Source organism: Microvirga aerophila (assembly GCF_003332305.1).
Classification (GTDB): domain Bacteria; phylum Pseudomonadota; class Alphaproteobacteria; order Rhizobiales; family Beijerinckiaceae; genus Microvirga; species Microvirga aerophila.
Window position 1 is genome coordinate 1 of sequence record NZ_QOIO01000011.1, and the last position, 24,020, is coordinate 24,020.

Annotated in this window: 23 protein-coding genes; 8 read left to right on the top strand and 15 right to left on the bottom strand. The window is 62.5% G+C overall.

What is annotated here, in order from left to right:
* Both DRB19_RS07865 and DRB19_RS07870 read left to right on the top strand, forming a co-directional pair.
* Window positions 1-505, top strand: a 505-nt coding sequence (locus DRB19_RS07865; RefSeq protein ID WP_210207452.1) for a M10 family metallopeptidase C-terminal domain-containing protein, incomplete at its 5' end; no start/stop codon positions are given.
* Between the two features lie 220 nt (window positions 506-725).
* Window positions 726-1,010 (top strand): hypothetical protein, encoded by a 285-nt coding sequence (locus DRB19_RS07870; protein ID WP_114185495.1) that lies wholly within the window; start codon window positions 726-728, stop codon window positions 1,008-1,010.
* Between the two features lie 49 nt (window positions 1,011-1,059).
* Here DRB19_RS07870 and DRB19_RS07875 read toward each other — a convergent pair whose 3' ends face one another.
* From DRB19_RS07875 to DRB19_RS07905, 7 genes are all read right to left on the bottom strand, one after another.
* Window positions 1,060-3,096, bottom strand: a complete 2,037-nt coding sequence (locus tag DRB19_RS07875) for a M10 family metallopeptidase C-terminal domain-containing protein (RefSeq protein WP_114185496.1) — start codon at window positions 3,094-3,096, stop codon at window positions 1,060-1,062.
* 691 nt (window positions 3,097-3,787) lie between these two features.
* Entirely contained in the window at window positions 3,788-4,819 is a 1,032-nt protein-coding gene (locus tag DRB19_RS29820) for a hypothetical protein (RefSeq protein WP_162815620.1), read from the bottom strand.
* 547 nt (window positions 4,820-5,366) lie between these two features.
* The gene (locus DRB19_RS31670; protein WP_308494327.1) at window positions 5,367-5,582 is read right to left on the bottom strand and encodes an outer membrane protein; all 216 of its coding nucleotides are present in this window, start codon (window positions 5,580-5,582) and stop codon (window positions 5,367-5,369) included.
* Window positions 5,510-6,073 carry an outer membrane protein gene (locus DRB19_RS07890; protein WP_308494328.1) on the bottom strand — a complete coding sequence of 188 codons (564 nt, stop codon included), beginning with the start codon at window positions 6,071-6,073 and terminating at the stop codon, window positions 5,510-5,512. The genes DRB19_RS31670 and DRB19_RS07890 overlap by 73 nt, the downstream gene beginning before the upstream one ends.
* A 381-nt stretch (window positions 6,074-6,454) precedes the next feature.
* Complete coding sequence (locus DRB19_RS07895; protein ID WP_114185498.1) at window positions 6,455-6,919, bottom strand: NUDIX hydrolase; 465 nt, start codon at window positions 6,917-6,919, stop codon at window positions 6,455-6,457.
* A 41-nt stretch (window positions 6,920-6,960) separates the two neighbouring features.
* Entirely contained in the window at window positions 6,961-7,449 is a 489-nt protein-coding gene (locus DRB19_RS07900) for a phasin family protein (protein WP_114185499.1), read from the bottom strand.
* A gap of 33 nt (window positions 7,450-7,482) precedes the next feature.
* Window positions 7,483-7,863 (bottom strand): phasin, encoded by a 381-nt coding sequence (locus tag DRB19_RS07905; RefSeq protein WP_114185500.1) that lies wholly within the window; start codon window positions 7,861-7,863, stop codon window positions 7,483-7,485.
* A gap of 197 nt (window positions 7,864-8,060) precedes the next feature.
* On the opposite strand from DRB19_RS07905, the gene DRB19_RS07910 reads away from it, so the two are divergent.
* Entirely contained in the window at window positions 8,061-10,745 is a 2,685-nt protein-coding gene (locus DRB19_RS07910; RefSeq protein ID WP_114185501.1) for a PAS domain-containing sensor histidine kinase, read from the top strand.
* Window positions 10,746-10,899: 154 nt separating this feature from the next.
* Window positions 10,900-13,632 carry a bifunctional acetate--CoA ligase family protein/GNAT family N-acetyltransferase gene (locus DRB19_RS07915; RefSeq protein WP_114185502.1) on the top strand — a complete coding sequence of 911 codons (2,733 nt, stop codon included), beginning with the start codon at window positions 10,900-10,902 and terminating at the stop codon, window positions 13,630-13,632.
* A gap of 249 nt (window positions 13,633-13,881) precedes the next feature.
* On the opposite strand, the gene bfr is transcribed toward DRB19_RS07915, so the two are convergent.
* The 8 genes from bfr to DRB19_RS07955 form a co-directional block, all read right to left on the bottom strand.
* Complete coding sequence (gene bfr / locus DRB19_RS07920) at window positions 13,882-14,367, bottom strand: bacterioferritin (RefSeq protein WP_114185503.1); 486 nt, start codon at window positions 14,365-14,367, stop codon at window positions 13,882-13,884.
* An 86-nt stretch (window positions 14,368-14,453) separates the two neighbouring features.
* Window positions 14,454-14,702 carry a (2Fe-2S)-binding protein gene (locus tag DRB19_RS07925; protein ID WP_114185504.1) on the bottom strand — a complete coding sequence of 83 codons (249 nt, stop codon included), beginning with the start codon at window positions 14,700-14,702 and terminating at the stop codon, window positions 14,454-14,456.
* 115 nt (window positions 14,703-14,817) lie between these two features.
* Entirely contained in the window at window positions 14,818-15,384 is a 567-nt protein-coding gene (locus DRB19_RS07930) for a putative glycolipid-binding domain-containing protein (protein WP_114185505.1), read from the bottom strand.
* Window position 15,385: 1 nt separating this feature from the next.
* Window positions 15,386-16,057: a LutC/YkgG family protein gene (locus DRB19_RS07935; RefSeq protein WP_114185506.1), complete on the bottom strand. Its 672-nt coding sequence runs from the start codon at window positions 16,055-16,057 to the stop codon at window positions 15,386-15,388.
* The gene (locus tag DRB19_RS07940; RefSeq protein WP_114185507.1) at window positions 16,054-17,487 is read right to left on the bottom strand and encodes a LutB/LldF family L-lactate oxidation iron-sulfur protein; all 1,434 of its coding nucleotides are present in this window, start codon (window positions 17,485-17,487) and stop codon (window positions 16,054-16,056) included. The genes DRB19_RS07935 and DRB19_RS07940 overlap by 4 nt, the downstream gene beginning before the upstream one ends.
* On the bottom strand, window positions 17,484-18,014 hold the full coding sequence (locus DRB19_RS07945) for a DUF6653 family protein (protein WP_114185508.1): 531 nt from the start codon (window positions 18,012-18,014) through the stop codon (window positions 17,484-17,486). Before DRB19_RS07945 ends, DRB19_RS07940 begins: the two co-directional genes overlap by 4 nt.
* Window positions 18,011-18,814, bottom strand: a complete 804-nt coding sequence (locus DRB19_RS07950) for a (Fe-S)-binding protein (protein WP_114185509.1) — start codon at window positions 18,812-18,814, stop codon at window positions 18,011-18,013. Before DRB19_RS07950 ends, DRB19_RS07945 begins: the two co-directional genes overlap by 4 nt.
* Window positions 18,811-19,200 (bottom strand): c-type cytochrome, encoded by a 390-nt coding sequence (locus tag DRB19_RS07955; RefSeq protein WP_114185510.1) that lies wholly within the window; start codon window positions 19,198-19,200, stop codon window positions 18,811-18,813. Before DRB19_RS07955 ends, DRB19_RS07950 begins: the two co-directional genes overlap by 4 nt.
* Before the next feature lie 135 nt (window positions 19,201-19,335).
* Here DRB19_RS07955 and DRB19_RS07960 point away from each other — a divergent pair, with 135 nt between their 5' ends.
* The 4 genes from DRB19_RS07960 to glcF all read left to right on the top strand — a co-directional run bounded on the left by DRB19_RS07960 (window position 19,336) and on the right by glcF (window position 23,935).
* Entirely contained in the window at window positions 19,336-20,769 is a 1,434-nt protein-coding gene (locus DRB19_RS07960) for an FAD-linked oxidase C-terminal domain-containing protein (RefSeq protein ID WP_114185511.1), read from the top strand.
* Complete coding sequence (gene glcE / locus DRB19_RS07965; RefSeq protein WP_114185512.1) at window positions 20,766-21,950, top strand: glycolate oxidase subunit GlcE; 1,185 nt, start codon at window positions 20,766-20,768, stop codon at window positions 21,948-21,950. The genes DRB19_RS07960 and glcE overlap by 4 nt, the downstream gene beginning before the upstream one ends.
* 67 nt (window positions 21,951-22,017) lie before the next feature.
* Window positions 22,018-22,569, top strand: a complete 552-nt coding sequence (locus DRB19_RS07970) for a DUF2585 domain-containing protein (RefSeq protein WP_245439336.1) — start codon at window positions 22,018-22,020, stop codon at window positions 22,567-22,569.
* 10 nt (window positions 22,570-22,579) lie between these two features.
* Complete coding sequence (glcF, locus tag DRB19_RS07975) at window positions 22,580-23,935, top strand: glycolate oxidase subunit GlcF (RefSeq protein ID WP_114185514.1); 1,356 nt, start codon at window positions 22,580-22,582, stop codon at window positions 23,933-23,935.
* Window positions 23,936-24,020 lie beyond the last annotated feature (85 nt).

The following is a 24,020-nucleotide window of genomic DNA, read 5'->3' on the forward strand; positions in this document are numbered from 1 at the left end:
CGGCACCCCCAACGCTGCCGAGCGCGCCGAGGCCGACGATGCCGGCGTCCCCACGGTCACGACCCCTCCGACAACCTTTCCGACCCCGACGACCACGGGCCAGACCATCACCGGTGACAGCAGCAACAACACGCTGTCCGGCACGTCCGGCAATGACGTCATCAACGGCAATGGCGGCAAGGACACCCTCTGGGGCGGCTCCGGCAATGATATGTTCCTGTTCGATACGGCGTCTGAAGCCAATGGCGACACCGTCAGGGACTTCGTCCACGGCGCCGACAAGATCAACCTAGCGGGCATCGACGCGAACACCCGTGCCTACGGCGATCAGGCCTTCACATTTATCGGCACACAGGGCTTCCACAAGGTTGCGGGCGAGTTGAAGGCGTATCAGTTGAGCGGCAACACGTATCTTGCCGGAGATGTCAACGGCGACGGCTATGCCGACTTCACCATCAAGGCGCTCGGCGCCCACACCTTCGCAAACGCAGACTTCGTCCTCTGATGATACGGCCCCCGATCCCAAGTCGGGGGCCTGCTTCAAGAATGCTGTCCGATCGTTGAGGATCGATGCTTTATTCTGCTCACGGCAGATGAAGGCAAGATGGTGGTCGTCACTCACGCGTTGGGGCAATCGGGTCGCAAGACTTCCGAGAAAGCCGCTTGGCGGACTGGTCTGTCGCGATTAATCATTACTGCATTCAACAATATAGGCGATGTGCAGGATGGCTGAAGCTTCGGTTCGTACCATTGGTCTTCCCTGGTACGATCGTGCCGATTATCCGGCTATCAGGTCTCTCATGGCCGACCCGCAGAGCCTGGCGCCCACATACGATCTCTGGCTGATGGCGGCACAGAACAACGAAAGCGTCGCGCAGCAGGCGGGGCTTCGGGTGGTGCGTGTGCCGATCCGGCCCGACGCATTTGCACAATGGTGCGCCGAGCGCGGATTGACCCTCGACGGCAGCGCACGAGCGAAGTTCGCCCAGTCCATGGCTGCATCCGGCTGAGCCGCGTCGACTTCTGGTCAAAAGCCGGCCCGGCCCTGGGTCAAGGCCGCTATAGGTAAAGATCGCCCTTGGACAGGGTCTTCAAGCGGGATACGGCAACCTGGAAATCTGCGATTGCGTCGCCGTTGACGTCGCCGGACAGAACTCCGTTCGCGAACGTCAATTGTCCGGCCTTCCCGGTGAATGCCGATTTGCCTATGAAGGTGAAGGCTTGGTTGCCACTCACCTTGGTATTGGCGTCGATGCCGCGCAAATCGATATGGTCCGTGCCTCGGACGAAGTCCTTGATGGTGTCCCGCAGGGAGCCGCGCGACTCGCTGATAGCCTTGAAGAGGAACGTATCCCGCCCACCGCCGCCTGTCAGAACATCGCGCCCGGTTTGGCCGTGGAGCTTGTCGTCGCCAAGACCACCGGCAATCGTGTCGTTCCCGCCGCGTCCCATGATCGTATCGGCTCCATCGCCGCCCTTGATCACATTGGCCGCGTTGTTGCCGCGCAAGGCGTCGTTCTGAGCGCTGCCCGTGATGTTCTCGACATTGACATAGATGTCACCCGATGCGTCGCCTCCGCTACCCTTGCCGGAGAGCAGATCGGCCAATACACTGCTTGCCGAAGCCGCATAGCTGATGCTGTCGGTTCCTTTGCCTCCATTCAGCTGATCGCCTCCTGCGCCGCCATGCAGGACATCGTTACCGCTGAGGCCTGATAGGACGTCATTTCCGACTTCGCCATTAAGAGTATCGTTACCTGTCGTGCCGACGAGATTCACGGCACTCGGTTCACCCGCGGTGGGTTCGGAGACGACGGTGGGCGTCGCAACGACTGAAGGATTGGAGTTGCCCGGCCTGACTTCATCGAAAGACAACGTTGCGTCAAAGAACTGGAACCACTCCGTGTTTAAGACGATGTCCCTGCCATCCGGCGCGCCGACGCGCAGGTCGACGATTTGAAGCGATCCGTCCCCCAGGTAAGTCACGCTATATTGCGAGCGTTGGCCGCTGAATACAGCGGTATCGCTCCCCAGTCCGCCATCGAGCCTGTCGCTGCCCGCTCCGCCATCAAGGCGGTCGGCGCCTGCGCCACCCTTGAGAGTGTTCGCCGTCTGGTTGCCGGTCAGAATGTCATCGCCTGATCCGCCGACCGCGTTCTCGATGAGCGATTGCGTCTGATTGTTGTACAGAAGCGCATTGGCGATGTTGCCGACAGCTGTCTTGGAGCCGTTATAGTGGAGCCTGGCCAGCTGGGTCGCTGAGGTTATGGTCCATTCGCCGGGGCGAAGGTCCACCTTGAGGGCCGTCGTGTACTGCGAGAAGTCATAGGTGTCGTCGCCGCCCCCATCCCACACGGTCATGAGAATCCGGTTTGCGTCCGCTGCCCCTTGTCCGACGCCGTTGATGAACATTTCGCCCGTGGTCGGGCTCCAGGAATATGTGGTTCCACCGCCGTTCGTGGCGTAGTTCGCCCCATACATGTGCTGCAGAGCCGCGATGTCGTACATCATCAGCGACTGCGCGTAGCCCCAGGTTTCGTTGGTGTAGCCCGTCGTCGTCGACGCTCCTACATAGGAGCGATAGCTCATGACCGTGTACTCCACCGAGTCACGATCCTGGGGCATGACGAAGTGCTCGTGAGCGTGCTCGAGGCCCAGCGCATGCCCGATCTCATGGATGAAGGTCAGGGATGCGTAATTCCCTTTGAGCGGATTGTCATAGTAGCGGCTGGAATTGTTGAACCAGGCGTCGCCGCCCGTCGCGCGGGTGGACGGAAAGTAGGCCCAAGCGGTCTTTGGAAGATCCGACATGGCGAAACGGAGATCCCCATGCTGGGCTGCGCTTTCGCCGATCTCCACGAAGGTGAGGTTTGCAACCGACGCGTACATCTTCAGTGCGGAGCGCGTCATGACCTGCTGCGCTGTGTTCAGCGCCTCGAACGCACTGTTCTGTTCCCCCTCTCCATAGGACGCGCCATAGAAGGATGCGCTCGTGGGGAAACTGTACGTAAACGAGTTGCCCGCCCATTTGATGTCCCCCAGGACACCGTTGATATAGGGGTTAGTGGTGGGGCTGTAGGTTACGATGGCAGGCATGGATCAAGTCCGGTCATGAGAACGGGCGAAGGCGTCAATCCACTGCCTTCGCGTCTTGTGACCAGGCGCGCGCCAGCGGATTCTTAATTGTGTCTATAGCGGTTATTATATTTCAGATCTGCTAGTATAGATTTCTTGTTTGCTATTATTCCGCAGCGACATGTAAACAATCTATGTATTTATTGCTCACATCAGATTATTTTCTTGCTTTGATTAACGCTGGAGTCCTTACCCAGAAGGGCATCCGAGGCTGAGGCTTGCTGGTCCGATGTAGCCCGAGCGGTGGCGCTCTAAAGCCCCGAAAGCGATGTCCTTGGTCACGAAGACAGCGACCGATGCCGGACATGCACATGATAGGGCCCCACTGCGTTCGGCCCGAGGTGAGACTTACCTGTTAACGGATGCCGCTCATCGGTGAATAAAGATAAAAAATTCGTGCCGGAAGTAGTCTTGATGCTGGTAAGCCATCATGCCGCAGCTAGATTCTCGCGACAATGATCGGACAGGCAATGCAGGGTTCAAGCAGTGGCCCGTCAGCGTCGACCTCAATGAATCTTGCGTTGCGCACTCACGCAGGCACTTCTGCATCTCAATAAAAAAAAGCCCCCAGCGACCTGTAGCGCCGGGGGCTTTCGATAAGACGACTTGTAAGATGCGTCGGTCTTAGGTTGGCAGCAATGCCAAGGCCTCGTTACTTCGAGTGTCCGCCACTCTTGCCGCCGTCTCCGCCTTTACCTTCCCCATGACCGCCGCCGCCATGACCGCCACCGTGTCCGCCATGGCCTCCGCCGTTGCCGGGTGCGCCATCGTTATCGGTCCCATCACCGTTATTGGAGCCGCCTGGATTGGAGGAATCGTTGCCGTCTGGATCATTGCCATGGCCGTTATTGCCGTTTCCGTGGCCGTTGCCATTACCGTTGCCGTGACCGCCATTGCCACCGCCATGTCCGCCATGGCCTCCGCCATGTCCGCCATGGCCTCCGCCGTGTCCGCCATGGCCTCCGCCGTTACCCGGAGAGCCATCCTGCCCGGTTCCGCCGTTGTTGGAACCGCTACCTGGATTGGACGTGCCATCCCCTGGGGTTCCGCCAGTGCCGCCACCAGAGCCGGTGCTACCAGAGCCAGTTCCGCCAGTGCTGGAGTTCCCGCCGCTCGGCGCTCCACCGCCGGTGCTTCCACCGGTGGTGCCTCCAGAATTGTCCGCGACAGTGCCGCCATTCCCGATCGTGCCGCCCGACGATCCGCCGCCGACAACGCCACCAGCTGATCCACCACCCACGGAGCCGCCGCTCGATGGTCCGCCGATCACGGAGCCCCCACCGATGCTTCCGGTCGTCACCGGGTTGCCGCCTTGCCGGTCATTGGTGGTCCGACTTGGGAGACCGGTTGCCGGATTGATCCAGCCGTCATTGTACATGTAGTGCGAGCCCGAGAGCCTCTCGGCTGGATTCTGGATGGCGACAGGGCCAAGCGGATCGCGAGGGGTGCGTGCGAGCGAGCCGGTCGCCGTGACGTCGGGTGCCCTGCGAAGAGCCTGCGGGCTAACAGCGCAACGACAGACTTCGTTGCCGTTCACCACAGCAATCCGGCAGCGATGAAAGCGGGACGCATCAGCAACAGCCGGCTGGCATTGCTGGCCGGCCTTGTAGGTTTGGGCCGTTGCGAAAGAGGGAAGTGCGACACTTGCCAGAATAGCAAGGGCGGCGGTGCAGGAGTATTTCATAGTGTGCCTCATTGCAGAAATGCAGATCCAAGATCCGACACGACGTCGGCTGCGTGAGGCAAAAAGTCTTACGAATGAAGATTGGTTCCGGCAAAAATTCGGAACACCACCAAGAAATGTTTTAACGGCAAAGCTTATCTAAAGTGGAACTAATCGTGACGTTACGTAATTTAGATGCAGATAGCAACGTTATCTCATAAATTACGGTTAAGCTAGATCTCAGCGAGTTCTTAGCTGCTGATTTCTTTTGGGATTTTAGGTCGGTACAAAACTGAAGGAATGATTTTCAGTCGACTAAGTTCCAATTCCCAACTGGCGCAAAAGGATAAGGTTGACCTTGACCATATCGAGCCGACGTCATTTGCCGAAAAGCTTAGGCATATTAAAATGCATTTATATAACACGATCAAATAAGATAATAAACTTACACCCGTTTGCGTTGTAGAAACTGCCTTATATTGCAGCCGCGCAAGAACAGTCCTGAGTCATAGTAAGAAAAAGGCCCGGTGTTTCCACCAGGCCAATGAGCCGAATAGGTTGGTTCTGCTTAGTTGAATTTGTAGTTGACACCGGCGCGGATCACGCCGAATTCCGTGTCGCGACGCTCGCCGAAGGTTTCGCCAAGGGCGTAATTGTCCCTCGTGTCGAGATTGACGTAGAGCCCTTCGAGCTTCGCCGTGATGTTCTCGGTTACGGCATATTCGGCACCGCCGCCGAGGGTCCAACCGCCATTGGTGCTGTTGTCGCGGTGATAGCCGAGCACCGGGTCGACGCCGCGGTTGCCGCCGACGTCGCCGTAGGCGAGCCGCCGGTGCCGTAGGCCAAAGCGCGATCAAAGGCCACGCCCATGCGAGCGCGGATCGTACCGAAATAGCCGTCCGAGTCGCCGCGGTAATAGGTGTTGCCGTAGGACGCGCCCTTGTTGCCGACAGCCGCATATTGAATGTCGGTCTCAGCGCCGAGAACGAACATGCCGAACTGGTAATTATAGCCGGCCTGCGCTCCACCGACGAAACCGCCCTTCTTGCTGCTGCCCACGTAACCGAAGGCCGGGTCGTAATAGCGGCTCGTGCCCGTGCTCCAGCCGTAGCCCACGTTCAAGCCGGCATAGAAGCCCGTCCAGGTGAAAACCGGCATCGGGTTGTAGGCGGGCGCGGGGCTGTAGCGGGAGGGAAGGTCCGCTGCCTGAGCCGTCGTGGCCACGAGGGCGATGGCTGCGGTTCCGGCAAGCAATCCGAAAAGCGAGGTACGCATGACTTTTTTCCGTAATTGAGGTCTTATACCTGAGGCTTGAAGCGCCTATACGACGATTATTAACGACAAGTGGAAGGTATATGCAATAGAGTTGCTTCTGTGGATTGTCGGTATGATTGATGAATTATGAACGTTTACTTTTCATAAACCAAAGGGCCTGCAGTCGGATTGACGATCATCTTTGCCTGGTGTGGAAATGAGAAATGGCTGTTGGCCTCCAACCAACGCGAGAGACCGATTGTGCGACTTGACCCTGCCTCGCCGGCAGGGTCCTTTCTCGAGCGCATTCTCACCCAGGTGCGAGGGCCCTTGCGCCGGTCATCAGCTCCAGGAATGGCGGGCAGGGTAAGCGCGGAAAAATCCTGTCTCGATGAAACTGGCCTAGTGGCTTTTGAGACCAGTCATCTCCCGTGAAGCCAACTCTTCGGCGCGGCGCGCAACAATATCGACGTTGGCGCTCATGTCGGTTCTGCCGGAGTGAAGTTCCGTGACCGGAAACCAACGCGCCTCAAGGGCGTCGTCGCCGGCCTCAGGCAGGCCGCAAATCCACTCGCACCGGACTGCGATCAGGATGAAATGCCGCTTCAGGCTCTGATCACCTGCGCGCTCGAAGATGTCGAGGGTCGTGATGACGTCCCGTGCTCGGGCAATGATGGAGGTTTCTTCGAAAAGTTCGCGCAAGGCGGCGTCGGAAACGGTCTCGCCGTAGTCGATCTTGCCACCTGGAAAGCCCCACAGGCCCACATCCGGCGGATTGGCGCGTCGCACGAGAAGCGCTTGGCCCTCGTGAACCACCACGGCGATGACGGCAGGGATGGGGGAGGGCGATAGGGCTTGGCCGTTCATGGCCAAGCCCTATCGCAACGCGTCTTGCTTTGACAGTCTCTTCAGCGGCGATGAAGCGCCGATTGAAGGGGTTCGAGGCTTTTGTTGAGCCACTGCGCCGTGGTCGTGGCGATATCCGTCCATTGGGCGGTTGCCGCCTCGTAGGCTTGGCGTGTGCCGCTCGCCTGAACCCGGATGACGTCGGACAGGCGGGGGGCGCTGAGGGCCGTGCGCCAGATTTCGAGCGCCGCCTCGCTCTGCGCCTGTAGGGCCTCGAGGATCTTCTCGTTCACCTCGAGAGCGCCCCGCGCGGTGACGGCAACCGTCTCGCTTACCGCTTGGCGAAGAACATCGCCTCGGGCTTGCGGGATCGGCGCAGGCTGCACGACCTCGACCGCCTGAACGCTCGAGGGAACGACTGAAAGCACGACCGGCTTCAGGTCGAGGGTCATCTCGGCCGTCACGTTGGCCGCTTCGGCCGGAGCGGCCTGCTTTGCGCCCTTGGCACTGGTTCTAGTGCCCTTCGCGCGTGGCTTCTTAGCTTCGGCCATGCTGGCCTCCTCGCGAAGGTTTCGGAGTTGAACTTACTTCTTCGAGCCGGTCTGCTTCATGGCCGTCTGGGCCATCGAGCCGAACTCTTTCATCTGGCTCTGCATAGCTTCGAACTGCGAGCGCACATACTCGGCCTGGTACTGCATGGCTTCCTGCACGTCCTTCGCACGCACCATCTTCTGGGCGAGGTCGAAAGCCGCCGCGATGTTCTGCTCGGCATAGCTGAAGGTCTTGCGCGTGGCATCCTTGGCGCTGGTCTGGACCGTATTCGCCGAGCCTTCGAACGTATCGACCGTCTTCTGGGCCGCGCCCATGAAGCCGTCGATGGCCTTCCGGGCCTGCTCAACGCTCTTTTCGGCAAAATCACGCATTTCGGCCGGAATCTCGTAGCCCGGGGGTTGGTTATTGGCCATTGATCGCTCCTGTTGTGAGATTGTTGTGCAGTGCAATATCACATTGTGCACTGCAAAATCAACCTCGATCGCTACCTATTAAGGTTATCACGAAGTAAAAGAGTTTAGGAGTTCTGCCACGTGGAGTTATGTGGCGATAATGGTCTAGAACCTCGGGCAAGAGGCGAGTTTCAGGAAAGATCAGGTCGAGACCGTTCATGACGGATGCTCCGCACCAATATGAAGCGATGATCGCGCGGCTCTCCGCCGAGCAGGCTCTGGCGAATCTGTCCGAGCCTGGCGCGGCCGTGCTTGTGTGGGATTTGGCCATCGACCGGCTTCTGTGGGCCTCGCCTGCTGCCAGCGGGCTTCACGATGTATTCGCCGACCCGAGTGGCCAAGTGTCTGCCGGCCTGAGAGCGCGGGACCGCCTCAAGGCTCTCGCGCAGGGCCTTGCACCTCGCGAGGGCTCAAGGCTGGAGCGCCTGCGTCTCGACCCAACCCGTCCATGGCTCCCTATCCCGTGCATTTGCCGGCTGGCCGACATCGAGCCAGGCAGGGCTGTTCTCGTAACGGCTATCGTGGGCCCAGTCCCCAAGACGTCGCCACGGGCCCGCCCGGATCTCGACACTGGCCAGACGACAGCCATGGAAGCAGCGGATCTGGATATTCCCGACGTCCCCATCGAGGGCTCGGCTCCGCCGGCAAGGCGTCAGGGCACTATCCGGTTCGTCTGGCAGACGGATGCGAACACGCGCTTCACCCATGTGTCGCCTGGCCTTGCCGAAGCTGTCGGCCCGGTGGCGGGGGACATCATTGGACGGAGCTGGGACGAACTCTCCAGGTCGGTCGTCGACGATCTGAAAGGAGCGGTCGGCGCCTCGTTCGCACGCCGCGAGACCTGGAGCGGGCACCATGTCACGTGGCGCATGGATGATTCACCCCTGCGGGTTCCGGTCGACTGGGCAGGAATGCCCGTCTTCGGTTCTGATCGCGAGCTCGTCGGATTTCGCGGCTTCGGATTGCTGCGCATGGATGCCCTATCCGAGCAGCCGGAGGAGGCAGCTCAAGCCAACACCGAGACACCAACCTCTCCCGTGGCGGAGGTTGCGCCGGAGGAGGGCTCCCCCGACACCCGGGAGCAAACTGATCCGAGTGTGGAAGACGGATGGTTCGCGCATCTTCGCGACCGGGTGAGCGAGGCCCTGTCCGGCTCAAAGCCGCAACCCGATCCGGAGGCAGCCAATGAGACTGAAACGGCCGCTTCTGCGCCCGGTAAGCAAGCCAATCCGCCGCCAGGGCTCACCCATGCGGAGCGCATAGCCTTCCGGGAGATCGCCCGTGCCTTGGGGGCCCGGTTCGAGCAGGACATGTCCCCCGCAGAGGAGCCAGTCGTCGAGCGGAGCGCAGTGCTGCCTGCGCCCGCTTTCAACGGGGACCGGGTGCTCGACCGGCTGCCGATCGGCATTCTGGTCACCCGGGATGAAGACATCCTGTTCGCCAACAGGTTCATGCTTCAGATGTCCGGCTATGGCGATATCCAACAAATCGGACAGGAGGGCGGTCTTGCCCGTCTGTTCGGCGGCTCGCCCTCTCTCCTCGATGGCGAGGTGACCACTTCACCCCTCGCGCTCACCCATCAGACGGGCGACAACATCGCTGTCGACGTTCGTTTGTCCGACGCGGAATGGGACGGCGCGCTGGCAACGCTCATGCTCGTCCGTGCGGTTCCGGATGCGGGCGCGGCGGAGCGCCTGCAGGTAGCCGAGATAGGCCTGCGCCAGCGCGAAAGCCGCATGCACGAACTGGAATCGATCCTGGACACGGCCACGGATGGGGTGATCGTGCTCGACGAGACTGGCCGCATCCTGTCCCTCAACCGGTCTGCGGAGGCGCTTTTCGGCTACGATCAGCGCGAGGTGGTGGGTGACGCGATCACCGTGCTGTTTGCGCCGGAGAGCCATATCGTGGCGCTCGATTACCTCGAGGGCCTGCGCTCGCCGGGAGTCGCAAGCCTGCTCAACGATGGCCGCGAGGTTTTGGGCCGCGTGCGCCAAGGCGGAACGATCCCGCTCTTCATGACGATGGGCCGGGTCAACGACGGTCCCGATCGTAAGTTCTGCGCCGTGCTGCGCGACATCACGGCGTTCAAGAAAGCCGAAGGGGAGCTCGTCGGCGCCAAGCGCGCGGCCGAGGAGGCCAGCGCCCAGAAGTCGGACCTGCTTGCCAAGATCAGCCACGAGATCCGCACGCCCCTCAATGCGATCCTCGGCTTTGCCGAGGTGATGCTGGAGGAGCGTTTCGGCCCCATCGGCAACGAACGCTACAAGGAATATCTCAAGGACGTACACGCCTCCGGCGCGCATGTGATCAGCCTGGTGAACGACCTGCTCGATCTCGCCAAGGTCGAGGCCGGGCGGCTGGAGCTGTCGTTCACGAGCGTCAGCCTCAACGATCTCGTGTCCGCGTGCTTCACGCTGCTGCAGCCGCAGGCGACCCGCGACCGCATCGTCATGCGCACGAGCTTCGCCGCGAAGCTGCCGCCGGTGGTGGCCGACGAACGCTCGGTGAGGCAGATCGTGCTGAACCTGGTGTCGAACGCCATCAAGTTCACGGATGCGGGCGGGCAGGTCATCGTGTCCACAGCTCTCACCGACCGGGGCGAGGTTGCGTTCCGCGTGCGTGATACGGGCATCGGCATGACCGAAACGGAAGTCGAGGCCGCTCTCGAGCCATTCCGCCAACTGGCCACGTCGCGCAAGCGCGGCGGCACGGGACTTGGCCTTCCGCTCACGAAAGCGCTGGTCGAGGCCAACCGGGGCTCGCTGCAGATCTCGAGCCACCCGAACGAGGGCACCCTGGTCGAGGTCATCTTCCCGCCCACGCGGGTCCTGGCAGAGTAATGTAAATCTGCCCTCCCTCAGTCGATTTCCCTACAAGGCCTTGGGGGCGCCCCGTGCGTTCCTGTGCGTCCGGCGACGGACGGACAATTGATCCCTGGTGGTTCGGCGTTACGTTGATGCGGTCGCCCGAGCCCTCGCGAGACGAAGGATCCGCATGTCCACCTATCGCCTCGACAAGCTTTTCGCGCCACGTTCCGTCGCGGTCGTCGGCGCAAGCCCGCGCCTCGGGAGCCTGGGGCTGACCTTTTTCAGGAACCTCATCCTAGGCGGTTTCGAGGGGGCGCTCTATCCGGTCAACCCGCATCATCGGGAGATCGAAGGAAGCACATGTTATCCGTCCCTCGGCAGCCTGCCCGAGACGCCGGATCTCATCGTCGTGGCGGTTCCTCCGCGCAATGTGCTCCAGGTCATCGAGGAGGCCGGTCAGAGGGGCATTGCGGCGGCTATCATCTCGACAGCCGGCCTTGGCCATGGGCCGGGCTCCATCGCCGATCAGACAAGGCTTGTGGCCCGTCAGCACGGGCTTCGTATCGTCGGCCCGAACTGCATCGTCGTGATCGCACCTCGGGCGCGGATGAATGCCAGCTTCGCGGTCTCTGGTGCAAAACCGGGGGATCTGGCTCTGGTGTCCCAATCGGGCGCCGTGGCGGCGGGCCTCGTGGAGTGGGCCGCCCAGCGCCAGGTGGGCTTCTCGGCCATCGTGTCCCTCGGCGACAAGATGGATGTGGACTTCAGCGATTGTCTCGACTTCTTCTCGGCCGATTTCTCGACCCGAGCCATCCTTCTCTACATCGAGTCCATCGATAACGCCCGCAAGTTCATGTCGGCCGCGCGGGCGGCGGCTCGCACCAAGCCGGTCGTCGTCATCAAGGCAGGGCGGCACGCGCAAGGCGCGAGAGCCGCCGCCACCCATACGGGCGCGCTCGCCGGATCGGATGCGGTCTATGACGCGGCGTTCCGGCGGGCGGGTCTGTTGCGGGTGCTCGACCTCGATCAGCTGTTCGCCGCGGCCGAAACCCTCGGTCGGCAGAAGCCGTTTCCGGGCAATCGTCTCGCCATCCTGACCAATGGCGGAGGCGTTGGAGTTTTGGCCGTCGACAGGCTCATCGATCTGGGCGGAACCCTCGCGGCCGTCTCGCCGGAAACCCGTGAGCGTCTCGACGTCATCCTGCCGCCCACATGGTCCCACGGCAATCCCGTCGATATCATCGGAGACGCGGATCCGGCGCGCTATTCCGGAGCCTTGGAGGCGCTGCTCGCGGATCGCGAGAACGACGCGGTCCTGATCCTCAACGTTCCGACCGCCGTGACGGGAGCCGCAGAGGCCGCCAGGGCCGTCGCCGATGTGGTCAAGCGAAGCCGGTCCACCGGAATGCGCCCGAAGCCTGTCTTCGCTGCCTGGATCGGCGAGGATACGGATTCCGCGCGCGTCTTCGAGGAGGTGCGGATCCCGCATTTCTCGACTGAGGCCGATGCAGTGCGCGGCTTCCTCCAGCTCGTGCGGTATCGTGAGGCCCAGAGCGAACTCATGGAAACGCCTGACAGCCTTCCGCACGACTTCGCCCCGGACACGGCTGCGGCCCAGCGGACCATCGAGCGCGTTCTAGCGGATGGGCGAACCTGGCTCGACCCTCTCGAGGTGAATGCCTTGTTGAAGGCTTACGACATTCCCACAGCGCCGGTGACCTTAGCCCGGACGCCGGAGGAGGCCGCCCAGGCGGCGCGGCCTGTTCTGGCCGAAGGCGGAACCGTGGCGGTGAAAATCCTCTCGCCGGACATCGTGCATAAATCCGATATCGGCGGCGTGAAGCTCGACCTCACGACTGAGGAGGCTGTCCGCAAGGCTGCCTCGGACATCTTCGAGCGCGCCGCGCGGCTCAAGCCTGAGGCCTCGGTCACGGGCGTCACGATCCAGCCGATGATCAGGCGCGCGAAGGCGCGGGAGCTGATCATGGGCATCGCCGATGATCCCTCTTTCGGACCGGTGGTCCTGTTCGGACGCGGCGGCACGGCTGTGGAGGTCATCAACGATAAGGCGCTGGCGCTGCCGCCCCTCGATCTGACACTCGCGGACGATCTCATCCGCCGCACCCGGGTTTCCCGCATCCTGAAAGCATATCGCGATGTTCCGGCTGCCGACGAGGACGCTGTAGCTCTCACGCTCGTGAAGCTGGCGCAGCTTGCCGCCGATCTGCCCGAGGTGCGCGAACTCGACATCAATCCGCTGCTCGCCGACCACACAGGGGTGATCGCCGTCGACGCGCGGGTGGTCGTGGCTCCGGTTCCGGCGGAGGCCCGCAAGGGCAGGGGACATCCGCGGTTCGCCGTGCGGCCGTACCCGAAGGAATGGGAGCGGGAGATCCAATTGCGAAACGGCCGTCAGGCCTTCGTGCGTCCGGTCCGGCCCGAGGACGAGGAGGAGTTCCGGCGCTTCTTCGAGCACATCACGCCGGAGGACCTGCGGCTGCGCTTCTTCGCGCCCGTGCGCGATTTCAGCCATACGTTCCTGGCCCGCTTGACCCAGCTCGACTATGCCCGCGCCATTGCGTTCGTGGCCTTCGACCGCGACACCGGCGATATGATGGGCGCGGTTCGAGTCCATGCGGACGCCAACCACGAGACGGGAGAATACGGCATTCTCCTGCGCTCGGACCTGAAGGGCCTTGGGCTGGGCTGGGAGCTGATGAAGCTGATGATCGAGTGGGCGAAAGTGGAGGGCCTGCAGGAGGTCGAAGGCCAGGTGCTGCGCGAGAACACCACCATGCTGGATATGTGCCGCAGCCTTGGCTTCTCCATCCGGACCGATCCGGACGATCTGGAACTGCGGATCGTCACCCTGCCGATCGCTGCGATCAATGAGCCCGAAAACCTAGCCAAGAGCGCATAGAAGGCTGGCGTTCTTCAGAGCCTACCATCGTCATCCCGGGGCGGCGCAGCCGAACCCGGGACTCATAAACGCTGACGGTGCAGGACGGAGCGAAACCGGTACCGCGCTATCAGGACAGCTGGCGGTTCTGGATCCCGGGCTCCGCTCTGCGGCCTGGGGATGACGGCGAGGGTCACAGGTTCGCGTCCTGCCGCGTAGAAGCTTTGTCATCACCGGCAAAGGCTGGTGATGACAAGGTCAGAGGCTTCCTTAGTGATCGCTTTCGAGCCCGCCGATATGCTTCTGCGCATACAGTTCGACGCCGATCTGCTCGATGAGGGTAAGCTGGGTCTCAAGGAAGTCGATATGGCCTTCCTCGTCTGCCATCAGCTCTTCGAACATGTTCTTTGAGACCCGGTCGCCGATGCTGTCGCAGTAGGCGGCCGCCTCGCCGTAGAGATTGCGGGCGTCATACTCTGCCGCGAGGTCGCATTCCAGGATCTCCTGGATGTTCTGACCGATCCTCAGGGGATCGAGAACCTGCAGGTTGGCGAAACCGTCGAGGAAGATGATGCGCTCGATGAAGCGATCCGCATGATGCATCTCCTCGATGGATTCCTTGCGCCAAGTCTTCGCCAGCTCCTTGTAGCCCCAGTCGTCCAGGATACGATAATGGAGCCAGTACTGGTTGACCGCCGTCAACTCGCTGCGCAGGCCGCGATTGAGATACTCGATAACCTTCGGGTCGCCCTTCATTCCTACCTCTCGTCGAAACGCGCCGCCGGGAGGCAGCGTGTCTTATCCCTTAGAGGATTTATGAACTAGGGAGGAAGACTGAATCTTCAAAGGGTCGGTTCTGCGGCTGCTTTTTCGAGCGCGGTCGGGCAGCACCCGCGATTGCACGCCGGAACACCGGCATCGGCCAGGGCCTTGTCCATGATGGCCCGAATAGTCCGTACGCAGCGCCCGCAATTCGGGCTGCATCCGAGACAGCGATAAACCTGAGCAGGGGTGCGCGGGCAGTCCGGCCCCGGCTTGAGGCAGGACTTCACGTCACCATCGGAGAAGACGTTGCAGGAACAAACAATCATGGGGCCAGTTTGGAATTATTAAAAACTACAACTCTCTCAATGACTTAACGCAGATTCGACCTACTTGCCAAGTCCAATGGCCGCGCCGAGTTGTCACGCCCGGCCGAAGGCCGTCCTAAATGATCCGCCTGAACAATCCGGGATAATCCAGCACGAGCCCTTCCGGGTCGACCGGCAGATCCGCCCTGAAGAGGCTGTCGAGACTCTCGAAGCGGTAGAGCGCACCCGGAGTAAGGGCCGTGTAGCGCTGACGGCCCGGTTCCGCGGTCAAAGCCGGAACCCGGACATAGACCGGCCTGATGGCGGCCCGCTCGTCCTGCCTGAGGCCCAGACGCCGGATGGGCAGGGTATTGGTGAAAGGCGTGGCCTCGATGTCGATATCGGTGCAGTCGCGAAGATCCGCCCGCGCCTCGCCGCTCTCGCGCCATGCGCCACGTCCGTCGCTTTCCAGATGCAGATTGTGCCCGGAGGTTGTCTGGAGATGAGCCTCCCGAACATACCAGGTATCATCGATCACAAGGCGGTATGTCAGCCCGAAGGACCGTTCGCCCGCAGCCACCACCACGCCGGTAGCGACCAGGACCCCTCCGTCAGACCGGATGTCCAGATGCTCCACGCCTTCTTCGCACCCGTCCCAGGCCATCCACCGGACGGTTCTGGTCTTGGGGGTGCGGAAGGTCATGTCAGTCCCTGACCACAACCACGTGCAGCCGCCGGGGGCCGTGCGCGCCGAGGAGCATGGTCTGCTCGATGTCGCCGGAACGGGACGGGCCCGTAATCCAGTTCACCGTGCGGGGCATACCGCCCTTGCCGAATGCGAAACGCACCCGGTTCCAGACGGACTCGTAGTCACCGGCAATGTCCTTCGCCGACACCACGACGATGTGGTTGTCGGGCAGGAAGTTGAGGGTCGAGGGATTCTCGGCGCCAGACACCATCACCAGGGTGCCCGTCTCGGCCACGCCGCCAAAGGCATGACTCACCGCATTGAGATCACTGCCTTCGCTGACTCCGTGCGAGATATCCAGGGTGGTCTCGGACCAGGGCATGGCCGCGAGGCGCGGATCGTCGCCCATCCGGAGTGATGCCGGAAGGTTGTGGTTACGCAGAAACAGGGCGATGGATTGCGGCACTTCAGCCGGTGAGGCGACCTCCGTCACGGTGGCGAGCGATGACTCCGCCTGAAGCCGGAACAGCGCAAGGCGCTCCTCACCCGAGACCTGACCGCGGGCTGGCATCACGCCCCTCGGGGCGCGCTCCAGCCGGTCGGTTACGATCTGCTGCCGGATGGTGTCCGAACCTTTGACGCCGAGAGATCGACGGATGTTCGAGAAGATCTCGTCGCGGGCGCTCATGCGGTTCGTCCTTTGCGTTCGCGCTGCCAACGGGCCTGGAAGGTCTCGCCCTGCGGAGCCGGAAAGTCACGGTACTTCGTCCAACCCTTGGCCATGGGCAGCCATTTGAACCGGCCTTTGCTGCGTCCCACGAAGCCGAGTGTCCCCATGGCAATGCGTGTCGCGAAGCGGTAGAGGGCGGGACGCTTGGCGAAGTAGCCCCAGAGTTTCACACTGGAGCGCACCGTGGCGGGCATCAGGTGCCGCTCGAACTCCCGCTCGCGCCAGTGACGCATGAGCTTGGGCAACGGAATGCGAACAGGACATACGCTCTCGCAGCGCCCGCAGAAGGTGGATGCGTTGGGCAGGTGGCCGGCCTTGTCGACGCCGATCAGGCTTGGGGTCAGCACCGCCCCCATGGGACCCGGGTAGACCCAGCCGTAAGCGTGGCCCCCGACCGCGTGATAGACCGGGCAGTGGTTCATGCAGGCGCCGCAGCGGATGCAGCGCAGCATCTCCTCGAAGTTGGTACCCAGCATCGCCGAGCGGCCGTTGTCGAGGATAACCACGTGGTAATTGTCGGGACCGTCCGCGTCTGTTGGGCGGCGCGGACCCGTCGAGAAGGTAGTGTAGGCCGAGAGCTCCTGGCCGGTCGCCGAGCGCGCGAGGACGCGCAGGAGCTGGCTCACATCCTCGAGGGTCGGAACGAGCTTCTCGATGGAAGCCAGCACGATATGGGTCTTGGGCAGGATCTGCGTGAGGTCGCCGTTGCCCTCGTTGGTGACGATGATCGAGGTGCCGGTCTCGGCCACGAGGAAGTTCGCGCCGGTGATGCCGACGTCTGCGGCGAGAAAGCGTTCGCGCAGAACGGCGCGCGCCTCGGTCAGGAGCTGCACCGGCTCGGATAGATCGCGCTTGGCGTCGAGGTGCTTGTGAACGCGTCGGAAATCCTGCTCCACCTGCGTGGCGTTCAGGTGCACCGCAGGCGCGATGATGTGGCTCGGCATCTCGTTGCGGAGCTGGATGATGTATTCGCCCAGATCGGTCTCGACGGGTCTGATGCCGTTCGCCTCGAGGTGGTGATTGATCCCGATTTCCTCGGAGATCATCGACTTGCCTTTGGTGACCGTGCGCGCGCCGGCGTCGCGGCAGATCCCCAGGATGATGTCGCGCGCCTCTTCCGCGTTGCGGGCGAAGTGCACGTGTCCGCCGGAGGCCTTCACCTTGCTCTCGTAGGCTTCGAGATAAAGGTCCAGGTGCCGCAGGGTGTGGTTCTTGATGTCGCGCGCCGAGTCCCTCAGGGCCTCGAACTCCGGCAGCTTGTCGGCAGCCTTCTGGCGCTTGTCGATGAAGCCCTGCTTCACATTGCTCAGCGCCTTCTGGAGCTGCGCATCTCCGAGCGCGCGTGCGGCGTTCTTCTTGAACTGGGGAGAGGTGGTATGAACGGTCATTGGACCTCTTTCTGTCCGCCGCGAAGCCATGCGGCATAGGGCGGGTGCTTGTCCTTCATGTCGTCGTACAGCCAGACCATCCGGTCGCAGAACCACATTTTAGCAAACCATGCGGTCAAGCCTCCGGAGATAGCCATGAGAAGATCGTTCAGAATTGCGCCTGCGAGGGCCAGAGCAAAGCCCGCCGCCGAGACGCTCGTGAGGATGTTGGCCACTCGCACATGATGCGCCGGGATCGGCACCTGCGCTCGGTTGAGCCAGACGCGCTCGCCGAAAGTGGCCTTGGCGCTCCATGTATCCGTCCTGGCCGGCGCGCGAAACACACGGGGGTTGAGCCAGAGCCACAGGATCACGAGGCCGATGGGCACCAGCGCCCACACCCTAAGCCATGTGTGGCTCCAGATCGCCCCGAGGAGCAACGGCAGGGAGGCTATCCTCGTCCACACGCTCCAGGGGCTGGCGTGACGCTCCCAAGTGCGTTCGTCCATGTGGAACAGCCGCTCGGCCATGTGTCCGTAATCTCTCATGCGGAGCGAGGATCCTTCGCGGCTCCGATGGCTGGCTCATCGGTCATGCCGGCCAGGACTTCGGCTACGTGACGAACCTCGATGGTTCTGCCGTCGCGGGACAGCTTGCCGGCCATGTTCATGAGACATCCGAGATCGCCCGCCAGCAGGACCGGAGCGCCGGTCTCGGTCACGTGCTTGGCCTTGGCATTGACGATCGCGCCCGAGATGTCACTGTATTTCACCGCGAAGGTGCCGCCGAAGCCGCAACAGACGTCGCTTTCGTTCAGCTCCACCAGGGTCACCCCTTCCATGCTGGCCAAAAGGCTGCGCGGCTGCGTCCTCACGCCGAGTTCGCGGAGGCCGGAGCATGAGTCGTGATAGGTGACGGTACCGCTGAAGGCCGCGTCGACCCGCGTGACGCCCATCACGTCGACCAGGAAGCTCGTCAGTTCGTAGGTCTTCGCCGCCAGGGCGTTCGCCCTGGGCAGCCAATTCGGATCGTCGTCGAAGAGCTCCGGGTAATGCGCCCGGATCATCCCGGCGCATGAACCCGAGGGCGCGACCACGTAGTCGAACTCCTCAAAGGCTGCGATCGTCCTCTCAGCCAGATCGCGTGCAGTACCCCGGTCGCCGGAATTGAAGCCTGGCTGGCCGCAGCAGGTCTGCACCGGCGCGTGGACGGCGCAGCCGGCATCCTCCAGGAGCTTCACGGCCGCAAAGCCCACGGAAGGGCGCATCAGGTCCACGAGGCAGGTGACGAACAGGCCGATACGGGGTTTCGTTCGCCGCTCGTCGCCCGGGGAGGCGAGAACGCTCATGGGGTCGCCTTCTTGCCGGTGGCGTCGAACTGCTTGAGATACGCGATGAGGTCGTTGATGCGCTGCTCGTCCTTCAAGCCTGCATACACCATCTTGGTGCCGGGGATCTTGGCGCGGGGGTTCTGGATGTATTCCCGGAAGACTGCCTCGTCCCAGGTGATTCCGGAATTCTTGTTGGCGGGCGAGTAGTTGTAGCCCTCTACCGAACCGGAATGGCGGCCGAATAGCCCATTGAGCACCGGACCCACGGCGTTCTTCGCGTTCTCGCCGACCTGATGGCAGGCCCTGCATTGGGTAAATACCTTCTCGCCGGCGGCCGCGTCCTGAGCCTGGGCGGAGCCGAGCCCGGAAAGCAGCAGAGCGGCAGAGAGAACGAGCATACGCATCAAAGAATCTCCTGTGGGTGCACACGTCAACTTAGAGGGATTCCACATTATTGGAAAAATCCCCGAAGAGCAGCTACCTTCTCTGTTAAGACGGGTTGCGGCTAAGAAGCCCATGATCCGCCAGGGAGAGACGTCATGTCGATCGCATTTCCGAAGCCCGACGAGGCCATTCTGTCGCGCCGGAAGGACATTATCGGAGGATTGGGGCGAATCGTTGCGCCGGAGGCCCTGATCGTGTCCGAGGATGAGCGCCGGGCTTTCGAGACCGATGGCCTGACGGCTTATCGCCAGATGCCGCTCGCGGTGGTGCTGCCGTCCTCCACCGAGGAGATCTCGGCGATCATGCGCTTCTGCCAGGAGAACGGCGTCAAGGTGGTGCCCCGCGGGGCCGGCACTTCACTCTGCGGCGGCGCGATTCCGCAGGCCGACGCCATCGTGCTGGGCGTCTCAAAGATGAATCGGGTCCTGGATGTGGACTTCCAGAACCGCATCGCCCGCGTCGAGACCGGCATTACCAATCTCGGCATCAGCCAGGCGGTCGCCCATGAAGGGTTCTTCTATGCTCCCGATCCATCGAGCCAGCTCGCCTGCACGATCGCCGGCAACATCGCGATGAATTCCGGCGGCGCCCATTGCCTGAAATACGGGGTGACCACCAACAATCTGCTCGGCGTTACCCTGGTGCAGATTGACGGCACCGTGGTGCAGATCGGGGGCGAGCACTTGGACAGCGCAGGCTATGATCTCCTGGGCCTGATCACCGGCTCGGAAGGCCAGCTCGGCGTGGTCACGGAGGCCGTCGTGCGGATCCTGCGCGCCGCCGAAGGGGCGCGGCCGGCGCTCTTCGGGTTCGAGCGGGTGGAGGATGCGGGCGCCTGCACGGCGGCCATCATCGCGGCGGGCATCATCCCGGTCGCTCTCGAATACATGGACAAACCCGCGATCCAAATCTGCGAGGCCTTCGCCCATGCGGGCTACCCGCTCGACGTAGAGGCCATGCTGATCGTCGAGGTGGAGGGCTCGGACCAGGAGATCGACGACATGCTCCGGAGGATCGTCGCCATCGCCGAGCCGTTCCGGCCAAAGACCATCAAGGTCTCGCAATCGGAGGCCGAGAGCGCGGCGATCTGGAAAGGACGCAAATCCGCCTTCGGAGCGACAGGGCGCGTGGCCGACTACATCTGCATGGACGGCACGATCCCAACCGGGCAGCTGCCCTACGTGCTCCGGCGCATCGACGAGATCACGAAATCCTACGGGCTTGGCGTCGCGAACGTCTTTCATGCGGGCGACGGCAATCTCCACCCGCTGGTCATGTTCAACATCAACAAGCCCGGCGAGATGGAAAAGGCCGAGGCGGTGGGCGAGGAAATTCTCAAGCTCTGCGTGGAGGTGGGCGGCTGCCTCACGGGAGAGCACGGTGTCGGCATCGAGAAGCGAGATCTCATGACCCATCAATTCTCCGCCACAGACCTGGCCCAGCAGATGCGGGTCCGAAGCGTGTTCGACCCCCTCTGGCTCCTCAACCCCGCCAAGGTGTTCCCCCTGGAAGGGAGGCTCGCCGCGTGACTGTCTATACTCCCGGCGACGAGCAGGAAGCATCCCGGATCATCGGTGAAGCAGCCCAAAAAGGAACCAAGCTCCAAATCTTCGGACACAACACCAAGGCTGCCCTCGGACGGCCGGCCTCGGCGGACGCGGGGCTGTCCTCGGCCGAGTTGAAGGGCGTAACGCTCTATGAGCCTGCGGAGCTTGTCATTGCGGCCCGCAGCGGCACGCCCGTGTCCGAGGTGGTTCGAACGCTTGCCGACAAGGGGCAGGAACTGCCCTTCGAGCCGATGGACTACCGTTCTGTCCTCGGCTCCCAGGGCGAGCCGACCATTGGAGCCGTTGCTGCCATGAACATCTCAGGCCCCCGCCGGATCATGGCCGGAGCCGCGCGGGACAGTCTCATCGGGGTTCGCTTCGTCAACGGCAGGGGCGAGGTTGTGAAGTCGGGCGGCCGGGTGATGAAGAACGTCACCGGGCTCGACCTCGTGAAGCTCATGGCCGGGTCCTGGGGCACGCTCGGCTTTCTTACCGAGGTGACTTTCAAGGTGCTCCCAAAGCAGGAGCGGAGGTCGACCCTCCTGATCCGGGGCCTCGACGACAAGCGCGCCATCGAGGCGCTGTCCCAGGCCCTTGGGTCTCCCTACGACATAACGGGCGCAGCGCATCTTCCGGGCCCGGATCGGCAGGGCGCCCACACTATCATTCGGCTGGAGGGTTTTTCAGTCTCGGTGGATTACCGCCTCGCCGAGGTGCGACGTCTCGTGAAGAAGCTGGGATCGACGGATATTCTCGAGGGACGGGGAGCAGACGCCCTCTGGCAGTCGGTGCGCGACGCAACGGTGTTCTCGGGTCTGAGCGACCGGGCGATCTGGCGCATCTCGACCGCGCCCATGAAGGGGCCCGATCTGGTCGCCCGCATCGCGCAGGGGGTCGAAGCCCAATGGTTCTATGATTGGGGCGGCGGTCTTGTGTGGATCTCAACGCCCGCCGAGGGAGACGCCGGAGCCGCCGCTATTCGAGAGGCCACCAGGGCCCTGGGCGGCCACGCGACCCTGGTGCGCGCGCCCGAGGCGCTTCGATCGAGCTTGGACGTGTTCGAGCCCCAAGCCGACCCCGTGATGGCTCTCACACGCGGCATCAAGGCGTCCTTCGATCCGTCCGGCATCCTCAACCCGGGCCGGATGTATGCGGGAATCTAGGATGACTGGAACCGCAGCCTTCTCAGGCAAAGCCGGCAAGTCAGGGAGCACGAGCTTCCCGTTTTACATGAGCCTTTCGGTCTTTCTCGTGGCGATCACGGCCGCGATCCTGCTGGCCATGGGGCGGACGCCTATCTGCGAATGCGGCGTGGTCGAATTCTGGCACGGAACCGTCCGGGACTCCGGCAATTCCCAGCACCTGACGGATTGGTACACTCCCTCGCACATCATCCATGGCTTCCTGTTCTATGGAGCGGCCTGGCTCATCGGCTGCATGAGGGGAAAGCCGTTGCCTGTCGGCGCCGCATTCCTTCTGGCGCTCGGAATCGAATGCGCCTGGGAGTTCCTGGAAAACACCGATACGGTGATCGAGCGGTACCGTGCGACGAATATCGCTCTGGACTATTATGGCGACAGTGTCGTCAACTCCGTCTCGGACATACTCGCCATGGCCGCGGGTTTCTGGCTCGCTAAGGTCTGGCCCGTCTGGTTGACGGTCCTCGTCGCCGTGCTGATGGAAGCCATCGTGGGCTTCTGGATCCGCGACAACCTCATCCTCAACATCATCATGCTGATCCATCCCTTCGAGGCCATCAATCAGTGGCAAACGGGGAGCTAAAGTCAAAGCCATGCAAACCAACTTCACTCCCGATCAGCTGAAGGACCCGGCCATGGCCAGCTCGGAGCAGATCCTCCGAACCTGCGTCCATTGCGGCTTCTGCACCGCCACCTGCCCAACCTACCTGCTTCTCGGGGACGAGCTCGATTCCCCGCGCGGGCGCATCTATCTCATGAAGGACATGCTGGAGGGCGGAAAGCCCGCCACGCCGGAGGTGGTGAAGCACATCGACCGCTGTCTCTCCTGCCTGTCCTGCATGACCACCTGTCCGTCAGGGGTGCACTACATGCATCTGGTCGATCATGCGCGCGCCTATATCGAGGAGACCTATACGAGGCCTTGGCACGACAGGCTCCTGCGATCGCTGCTCGCCCGGGTATTGCCCTATCCGAAACGCTTCAGGCTGGCGATCGGAGCCGCCATGCTGGCAAGACCTCTCGGGGGTCTGATCGGCGCGATGCCGCTGCTCGGCCGGCGGCTGCAGGCCATGATCGAGCTGGCGCCGGTCCGCATTCCGGCCCGGTCGCCCTTCGACAGCCCGGGCGTTTTCAAGACCGAGGGCGTGCGGCGGGGGCGGGTCGCGATCCTGTCCGGTTGCGCCCAGCCGGTTCTGAAGCCCGGCTTCAACGAGGCGGCCATCCGTCTTCTCAACCGCCATGGCATCGACGTGGTGCAGCCGAAAGGCGAGGGATGCTGCGGTGCGCTCGTCCACCATATGGGCCGGGACGAGGAAAGCCACGGCTTCGCCAAGCGCAACATCGACGCCTGGATCGCCGAGATGGACGGCGAGGGCCTGGACGCCATCGTCATCACCGCATCGGGCTGCGGCACCACCATCAAGGATTACGGCTTCATGTTCCGCGAGGACCCGGCATACGCCGGGAAGGCCGCTCGGGTGTCCGAGATTGCCAAGGACATCACGGAGTACGTGTCGAGCCTCAAGCTGATGGACCCGGTGCGGGACCTCGATTTCGTGGTCGCGTATCACTCCGCCTGCTCCATGCAGCATGGCCAGCAGATCCGTACGGAACCGAAGACGCTCCTCAAGCAGGCGGGCTTTACCGTGAAAGACGTGCCGGAAGGCCATATCTGCTGCGGTTCGGCCGGAACCTACAACCTGCTCCAGCCGGAGATCGCGGCCCAGCTCAGAGCCCGAAAGGTGGCCAACATCGAGCGCACGAAGCCTGACCTCATCGCGACCGGAAATATCGGCTGCATGACCCAGATCGGGAAAGGAACACCCGTTCCCATCGTCCATACGGTCGAGCTTCTCGATTGGGCGACTGGAGGCCCCATGCCCGAGACCCTGGAGCAGGCCGGGTTCCAGAAGCGCCTTGAGCAGCCCCTGCCCGAAGCGGCCGAGTAAAGAATGTCACAGTGATGCGCAACGAAATTTTGTTTACCAGAGGGCATGCTGTCAGGTAAAAGAACCTTACGTGTGTATTTCGTAC